The organism is Actinotignum timonense (assembly GCF_900155575.1).
Lineage (GTDB): Bacteria > Actinomycetota > Actinomycetes > Actinomycetales > Actinomycetaceae > Actinotignum > Actinotignum timonense.
This window is the reverse complement of record NZ_LT706966.1, coordinates 1,160,585-1,168,635: the sequence shown is the minus strand read 5'-3', so window position 1 is coordinate 1,168,635 and position 8,051 is coordinate 1,160,585. Positions and strand designations below refer to the sequence as shown.

General features: G+C 60.5%; 7 protein-coding genes. 1 reads left to right on the top strand and 6 read right to left on the bottom strand.

Going from position 1 to position 8,051, the window contains the following annotated elements:
- Nucleotides 1-138: 138 nt before the first annotated feature.
- The gene (locus CZ322_RS04860) at nucleotides 139-750 is read right to left on the bottom strand and encodes an FtsB family cell division protein (protein WP_234984466.1); all 612 of its coding nucleotides are present in this window, start codon (nucleotides 748-750) and stop codon (nucleotides 139-141) included.
- A gap of 200 nt (nucleotides 751-950) precedes the next feature.
- On the opposite strand from CZ322_RS04860, the gene CZ322_RS10245 reads away from it, so the two are divergent.
- Entirely contained in the window at nucleotides 951-1,121 is a 171-nt protein-coding gene (locus CZ322_RS10245) for a hypothetical protein (RefSeq protein WP_180948902.1), read from the top strand.
- A gap of 1,016 nt (nucleotides 1,122-2,137) precedes the next feature.
- Here the strand turns inward: CZ322_RS10245 and CZ322_RS04855 are convergent.
- The 5 genes from CZ322_RS04855 to CZ322_RS10240 form a co-directional block, all read right to left on the bottom strand.
- Nucleotides 2,138-3,562, bottom strand: coding sequence for an IS3 family transposase (locus CZ322_RS04855; RefSeq protein WP_087069845.1), 1,425 nt, complete (start codon nucleotides 3,560-3,562; stop codon nucleotides 2,138-2,140).
- Between the two features lie 264 nt (nucleotides 3,563-3,826).
- Nucleotides 3,827-5,107, bottom strand: coding sequence for a phosphopyruvate hydratase (gene eno / locus CZ322_RS04850; protein ID WP_016443220.1), 1,281 nt, complete (start codon nucleotides 5,105-5,107; stop codon nucleotides 3,827-3,829).
- Between the two features lie 220 nt (nucleotides 5,108-5,327).
- The gene (locus tag CZ322_RS04845) at nucleotides 5,328-5,672 is read right to left on the bottom strand and encodes a hypothetical protein (RefSeq protein ID WP_087070448.1); all 345 of its coding nucleotides are present in this window, start codon (nucleotides 5,670-5,672) and stop codon (nucleotides 5,328-5,330) included.
- Between the two features lie 142 nt (nucleotides 5,673-5,814).
- On the bottom strand, nucleotides 5,815-7,491 hold the full coding sequence (locus CZ322_RS04840) for an LPXTG cell wall anchor domain-containing protein (protein ID WP_087070447.1): 1,677 nt from the start codon (nucleotides 7,489-7,491) through the stop codon (nucleotides 5,815-5,817).
- 377 nt (nucleotides 7,492-7,868) lie between these two features.
- A partial coding sequence (locus tag CZ322_RS10240; RefSeq protein WP_234984465.1) for a hypothetical protein occupies nucleotides 7,869-8,051 on the bottom strand: 183 nt, incomplete at its 5' end.

The following is an 8,051-nucleotide window of genomic DNA, read 5'->3' as shown; positions in this document are numbered from 1 at the left end:
CGACGAGGCCGCGCGGGACGCGCCCGAGCTGGGCGGCTACCTCGGCGCGGTCGGTGGGGCGCAGCGGGGTGGCGTTCGCGGCGATGCGGGTGAGAAGCTCGGGGGTGACGTCGCGCTCGGTGAGGACATCGGTCATGCTTATTCTCCTTCGGGGGCGGGCGCGGTATCTTGGGCAGGCGCGGTATTAGGGTCCTGGTTTGCGGCGTCTTCCGGCGCGGGTTCTTCTGCGGGCAGTTCTGCGGGTTGTTCTGCCGGGGCGGGAGCCGAGCTGTCCGCCGGTGTTTCACCTGCCGGCTGCGTGGCGTTATCCGGTTGCGGCGTGGGCGGCGTGTACATCGGGGCTTCGTCCGGGTTATCAATCTGCCCGTCCACAGAATTACCCGCGATGGTGATGGAATCCCAGCCGGTAATGTACCACGGGGTATTCGCGCGGCGTTCCCGATTGACGGTGGCCACGCGTTCTTCCAGCTGCTCCTGGGCGGTGCCCTCATTCGGATCCGCGCCCACGAAGAGCCGCTGGCCGGGAACAACGTAACCGAGCCGCACCCGAGCCTGGGCCCGCACGTAATCCGGGTCGTTCCACAGGGCTTTTTCCACTTCGAGCTCCCGGGTGTGCTGCTGCACATTTTCCAGCTCCGCGCGCACCGCCCGCAATTCGTGCTGCTGTTCTGAGAAACGCGAAACCGTGGGGGTCACAATAATAATGGCGAGGATCGCGAAAAGCGCGATGGCCACCGCACGCAGGCTCACGGTGTGCTGGCGCTGACCGGATTCCACTTTTATGGCGCGGCGCTGGCCTTTTTGCCCGGCTTTCTTCCCCCGCGAACCGCCCGGCCCGGAATGGCTGGTTTTATCCGAGCGGTTAATGGTGGCTTGGCGCTGATTGCCGCCCTGCCACGGCTTCCCTCCGGTGCGGGGCTTGGTTCCGGGCCGCGGGGCAGCCCCCGGGCGTGATGACGTTTCACTGCGGTAAGCGGCCCCGGCCCGCGCCGGGGAGCTGGCTGAACGAGCAGCTGAGTGAGGTGATCGAGCTGTGCGGGCTGAGCGTGCCTGCGCATCGCCGCCCGCTCCCCTACCGGGTCGCTTCGGTTTCCGACTACCTGCTTTACCGCGCGGCATGAGGTCGGATGCTTTTCGCGGGGTACCACTTGAGTGGGGGTTCGCCCCGGCTTCCCGGGGATTCAGCGCCGCATCTCGGGGGCGCAGCGCAGCATCCCTGCGTTTCAGCGCCGCGCCGCGGCGCTTCGCCTGATTTCCTTGGTTCGCTTCAGATCCTTGATTCCCCTGAACTCCGCGCGCGGAGATGCGGCGGTTGCGCTCAGGGCGCGAGGGTGGACGGCGAACACTCATGACTACCAGTCTAGGCGCCTGGCATCACCGCCCGCGAATAGGGCGCGCCCCCGCCAAGCTCACACAATGCATCCGGGTGATCAAGTCCCTCACAGGATGCAACCTCACGGCAGCGAGCCCCACAGGATTCAACCTGGCGACATCAAAACAATTTCTTAACGTAGCTGCCGTTGCACTTTGATTTCGACAAGCCTCAGCGACCAGCCCGCGCGAATCTCACGAGCCTCACGAAACCTCAATAGTCACACCAGCACCTGGGGAGGGGGCATGTGTTGTCCGCGCTGTAGTGCATATGTCGTACATGCGAAGTACACCTCGGAAAAACACCCCCGCCTCCCGCCGGGGCGGTGAACCGGCGGGAGCCAAAGTGCGCATTTCGAACCGTGCCCCCGTCAAGTGACGCTTCTATATGTTGTCAAGAGGCAAGTACGGTTTCCTCGGCACGCATATGCCTGGTCAAGAGGCGATACACCCGCCGGGCCAGGTAGCGTTTAAGCACACGTATAACCTCGCGTTTCGTTTTCCCCTCACCAAGGCGCTTTTNGGAAATCGCCCCAAAACGGTGCTCTTAAGCGCACTTCATTTCGGGGCCGCCGGGGCTAACCCGCTGACACCCGCCGCTACCCAACAAAGTGGTACTCCACGACAGCGGAACGAACAGAGTGGTACTGCACGACAGAAAATCGGGTGTTGGCTGTAGCTCCAGTACCACTTTGTGAACCGCCCCGATGATAGGCGGTCAGTTCTGCCGTTCAGGCTTATAGGACAAAAAGGGGCTGCGGACTGTTTATTGGACATTATCGCTTAAAACCGCTTGACGATGCTCCACAATCGTTAAACCATCGAACTTCAAGGTAATACGCTTCTGGTTATAGAAGAACATATACTCGTCTATCGCCTCGCATAACTCATCGGTTGTAGCCCACTTCTTCCCGTGATAAATCTCGGTTTTCATCCGCCCGAAAAACCCCTCACAAGCAGAATTATCCGGACTACACCCCTTCTTCGACATCGACCGCGTCAACCCGTAACGCCGCGTAAGCTCAATCCAGGACACAGACCGGTAGTGGACTCCCCGATCCGAATGGATCACGAGTGGATGCTCACTCTGGCCGGCTTGTAGCTCGTTTAGACGCTGGTGCGGGAGGGTTGCCAGGGCGTTTTCAAGGGAGGAATCAGCCAACACTGAGGTTGGGTGTAATCCCCTCGTATACGCCACGACTTTCCCGTCATAACAGTCAATAATCGGGGAGAGATAAACCTTCCCGTTAGCTGCGTGGAACTCGCTGATATCCGTGAGCCAAAGCCGTCCGGGCTCATCAGCGTGGAAGTCACGCTCGACTAGGTTTTCCGGTGCCGGGCTGATCTCCCCGCCGTAACTAGAGTACTTCCGGCGTGCTTTGGCATACCTGACCGGGATTTCCTCTTCCCGCATCAAGCGCTGGATGACTTTCTCCGAGACCACATACCCAAGCTTTCTAAGCGCTAAACGGATACGCCGATACCCATACGTATACAAGCCCTCGCGCGCGATCTGAGCGATCAACTCACGCAAGCGAGCATGCTTGTCAGGCCGCTCTAGCTGTTTAGCGGTGTAATAGTACGAGCTTGCCGGCAAATCCAAGGTATCTAAGACCATGGCTAGCGGCGTGGTAGAGCGTAGCTGGTTAGCTACCCGTGTTTTCTCTACCGCTTCACTGCGCCCGCCTGTGCGGGCTTTTCCTTTTTTTGCTAGCTCGAGCTGGGCTTTCAAGACGCGTTTCTGCACGATTAAATCGGCTACAAGAGCACGTAATTCTTCCGGGTCTTGGGGTAGCTGGGCTTCCAGTTGGTGGCGGGTTTTCGCTTTGATCTGGTCGCATTCTTTCTCGTTCATGAGTCCTAGACTGCCTTCCGCATCCCACTTTTTAACCCAAGCATAGATGTTTGTGCAGTTCACGATTCCTAGATCCTGGGCGATAGTGTAGGCGTTTTCCCCGCTGCGGAATCGCTTGCAGGCAGTTACTTTCACGTCCGTTGATATTTTCTGGTTAGGGGCGTGTTTCTTCGGTTTTCTCTGCTCTGGTTTCTCGTTGCTATTCCGGATCCATTTGTAGAGCGTGTCTCGGCCTGGGTAGCCCAGTTTACGGACTGTGGCGGTTACCGATTGCGTGCGTTGGTAGGTGGTGAGGGCTTTACGGATCTGCTCTCTCGTGTACGTACGCTTACTCATTGAACGTTCTCCTTAAAAATCTCTAGGAAACCGTCCGCACCCCCAAATGACTGGCCGCACACCCGCCCCATAACAAAGCGCCGCCCCTTCCCCGAAGAGAAGGAGCGGCACTCAGCTCTATATATGCAAGCCAGCAGCGCTACGGGCAGACCAGCAGCCCTATCAGCAAGCAGCACACTATAAGCGAACCGGAAAACCGGCCACCCGGCTACTCGCCACCGGCTACCTGATTACCCAGCTAGCCAGCCCAGAGCTTCCAGAGCCTTAGGCCTTGAAGCGCGGGAAAGCAGCGCGACCGGCGTAGACTGCGTCTTCACCGAGTTCATCTTCGATGCGCAGCAGCTGGTTGTACTTGTTGATGCGCTCGCCACGGGCCGGAGCACCGGTCTTGAGCTGGCCGGAGTTGGTGGCCACCGCGAGATCCGCAATCGTGGTGTCCTCGGTTTCGCCGGAGCGGTGCGAGGTCATCGTGCGGAAGCCGTTGCGGTGCGCAAGCTCCACGGCTTCGAGGGTTTCGGTCAGCGAACCGATCTGGTTCACCTTCACCAGGAGCGCGTTCGCGGCCTTGGTTTCGATGCCCTTCTGGAGACGGGTGGGGTTGGTGACGAAGAGGTCGTCGCCAACGATCTGGACGCGATCACCGATTTCGGAGGTGAGCTTCTTCCAGGCATCCCATTCGTCTTCCGAGAGCGGATCCTCGATGGACACGAGCGGGTACTTCTCCACGAGCTCTTCGTAGTAGGCGATCATTTCGTCCGAGGACTTGGTGCCGCCCTCAAACTTGTAAACACCGTTCTCGAAGAATTCGGTGGCGGCAACGTCCAGGGCGAGACCGAAGTCCTTGCCCGGGGTGTAGCCAGCGCGCTCGATAGCTTCGACGATGAGGTCCAGAGCTTCGGCGTTGGAATCCAGGTTGGGGGCGAAGCCGCCCTCATCGCCCAGGCCGGTGGCCAGGCCGCGTTCCTTGAGAACGCTCTTGAGGGTGTGGTACACCTCAGCACCCCAGCGCAGCGCTTCCTTGAAGGTTTCGGCGCCGATCGGGGCGATCATGAATTCCTGGATATCAACGTTGGAATCGGCGTGCGAGCCACCGTTGAGGATGTTCATCATGGGAACGGGCAGGATGTGGGCGTTCGGGCCGCCAATGTAGTGGTAGAGCGGCAGGCCGGCCGATTCGGCGGCGGCGTGCGCCACGGCGAGGGACACGCCCAGGATGGCGTTCGCGCCGAGCTTGCCCTTGTTATCCGTGCCGTCCAGGTCAATGAGCAGCGCGTCAAGAGCGCGCTGATCGTTGGCGTCCATGCCAATGATTTCCGGAGCGATGATTTCATTCACCGCTTCCACTGCCTGCTCGACACCCTTACCGAGGTAACGACCCTTATCACCGTCACGCTTTTCCACGGCTTCAAAGGCGCCGGTGGACGCGCCGGAGGGAACCGATGCGCGCTTGTAGGTGCCATCATCCAGGACAACTTCAACCTCAACGGTGGGGTTGCCACGGGAGTCGAGAATTTCGCGGGCGTTAACTGCCTCAATGAATGCCACAGGTACTCCTTCATATAGACCGTGCCACATAGTTGTGGCTACCTGCGCGGAATATCCGCTGTTTCTATTGTCTCTCAAAACACCCGCGCGCGTCATGCTCAGGCCGTGATTAACTCGGCGTTTTCGCCCTGAGCCGCGAAGATTTTCGCCCACTCGGGACTTTGGCACCGCGCGCGAACCGCCCGGGTGCTAACTAGCTCACGAACGCGCGGGGAGAGTTTTAGTGCGCTGGGCTTTCTTCCGCTGCGCCGTTAGGTACGACGACGCCGCCCGCCCCGCTTTCTTCCTCTTTCACCACCGAGGTCAGCACGGGGTGAGCCAAGAAAGCAATGAGCGCGGCAACCCCGGCCAGCTGGAAGGTAAAGATATCCATGAGCACCTTGACCACATAGGCCAAGCCAACCTTGACCGGATCCGCGGTGCCAGCGGGAAGCTCATTGAGCTCCAGCATGGCGAAGGGCCCCGCAATCTGGAGGAAAATCGCGATGACCAGCAGCGCCCCCGCGACGCCGTACGTGCGCCGCGCAAAATTCTTGAGAAGATTCGGACTCACGTTCATCGTCATAACAACTCCTTTGTTGTGCTTCCTATCATCCTAGAGCAAAAAAATGAAACGTCACTAGTTTTTCAAAAAAGCGGGCCCGGCACGCGCTGGTATATCGCACGTGCCGGGCCCGCCCGAGCATCAGCTCATTTAATGGCCGCGTTTAGGCAGCACGACGACGCCGCACCGCGAGCGCCCCACCGGCGAGCAGGGCACCGGAGAGGAGCGCCAAGGAAGCGGCTTCCGCACCGGTATTCGGGAGCTTCTTCGCCGACTTCTTCACCACGGTCTTGCCGGGCTTAGCAGGAGTGGCCGGTTTGGCGGATCCTGCCGGGGCCGGGTCCGCGGGTGCCGGCGCAGTAGGTTGCGCGGGCGCGGTCGGATCCGCGGGCTGAGCCGGAGCGGTCGGCTGGGCCGGCTGCGTCGGTTCGGTCGGCTGCGCAGGCTGCGTCGGTTCGGTCGGCTGTGCAGGCTGCGTCGGTTCGGCCGGCTGGGTCGGGGCCGGGTCGGCCGGCGTGCATTCCTTGAGGGCGGAAACCTTCTGCACGATGCCACGCACGGTTGCCGCGTGTTCGGCAGTGATCTCAGTGAGCACGCCTTCGTCCACAACCGGCTTGAGCTTCTCGAGTGCCGCAGCGGTGGCTGCCTGAATATCGGCTTCGGCCTGGGTACGCGCGGCTTGCGGAGCGCAATCCAGCGCGGCTAGGGCCTTGAGCTGGGCGGCCTGTTCGGCTTCAATAGCGGCTTTTGCTTCACTCAGCTTGGTAGCCCAAGCATCAAGGAGCGGAAGCACATGGGAGAAGGTATCGGCAGCATAGTTATCCGGGGCAGCATCGAAAAGCTGCTGGGCCGCATTGCGCACCACCGGGTTCTGCAAGCCCGCGATGAGAGCAGCGGTATCAGCCTTGGCCTTGAGGGAGCCGGCCTTGCGGACCAGGTCACGCACCCGATCCGAGCTCTGCCCGTAGGTGGTTTTCACGCCGTTGAATTCTTTTTCACCGGAGATAATCCAGCGCAGCTGTTCCAGGCGAGCATAATCGGCATCCCCAAGCGGGGTAATGGTGGCGGGATCAATATCCTTCCACCACGTCTTACCGGTCAGCTTCTCAGCTTCGGGGCGGTACGCGGTAGCTTCACGCAGGTAAGCAACGTCCTTCTTGAGCTGGGCGAGGGTCTCCGCATCAATATAGGAAACATCCCCGTTGAGCACCGCGTCACCGGCGATAATCATCTTCTCGTAAGCTTCGAGGTTCTGCAGCACAATAATGCCGTTGAGGCACTGGTTGAATTCCTTACTCTTGCCCTGCTTGGCGAGGTCGATGCAGGAACGAATCTTCTGAACGACTTCGCTCTTATTTCCGGCCGCGGACTTCTGGAATTCTTCGTTGACCCGGCGATCCATTTCCGCAACGGTCTTGGCCGTCTTGGTCACTTCAACAATCGCCTTGTCCAGGTCAGATACCCCGTTGGAGTAGGCATTCACATAGGCTTGCGCAGCCGCAACGAAGCGCTGATCCACATAGGCCTTGGAATAGTGAGAGGCCTGATTCTGCAGCGCACTGACCATCCAGGCATCGGCCTGCTCGGCCGGGGTAGCCCCCAGGGCTTCGTTAATCTTGCCCGCGGCGTAGTCGGCGGTGCTGGTATCAGCAGCGGCGGCATCTGCCGGCGCGCCCGCACCGCCAGCGCCCGCAGCTCCGGCACCCGAAGAGGCATCTGAAGCAACCGGCGCGGTGGCTCCGTTCGGGCTCGTCGAATCCGCGAAAGCCGCGCCCGCGCCGCCCAGCATCACCGTGCAGGCGGTCGCGGCAGCCACGACACCTCTGAGTACTTTCTTCATATTCTTCCTTACGCTAAGAGCAGCCACTCCACAGGGCCACCACCATCGGTGCCGTTGCGTCATCCCGTATCTTGGATTTAGGCGCCCTTAACGAACATAAACACACGAGCACGCCAGCTTTCCACGCGGGTACCCGCAGCTCATCCCATCTATTCCACCGCCACAACGTACGATTTAATTTATCAAATCACGACAGGATTGATAAAGGTACTTCAAAATCACAATCGTCACAAAGGTAAGCATGCGGGTAGGCCAGCGAGCCGGGAACACCGGCTACACCGCGTGACGAAGCCCGCTGGGGCATCCCGAAACGGGCCCTATAGTACAACCCCGGAACCTCGGCCACACGTCCGGAATAACCCGCGGCGGCCCCGCCGCTACCCCACCGAGGAAATAAATACCGCGGTAATGAGATGGGACACCCAGTCAAGCAGGTCATCACCTTCCATGGGCGCACCGCTCCCGAGGCGCGCGGAGGTCTGCGCCACCCCGAGCGTTCCGGGGCGAAGGCCGCCCGCTCCAGCGCGCGTGCTTCCCCCGGCAGCGCCCCCGCCGCTTCC

Excerpts from the sequence above, each read along its gene's own strand:
- CZ322_RS04855 (WP_087069845.1), bottom strand. The coding sequence starts at position 3,562 with ATGAGTAAGCGTACGTACACGAGAGAGCAGATCCGTAAAGCCCTCACC.
- CZ322_RS04845 (WP_087070448.1), bottom strand. The coding sequence starts at position 5,672 with ATGACGATGAACGTGAGTCCGAATCTTCTCAAGAATTTTGCGCGGCGC.
- CZ322_RS04840 (WP_087070447.1), bottom strand. The coding sequence starts at position 7,491 with ATGAAGAAAGTACTCAGAGGTGTCGTGGCTGCCGCGACCGCCTGCACG.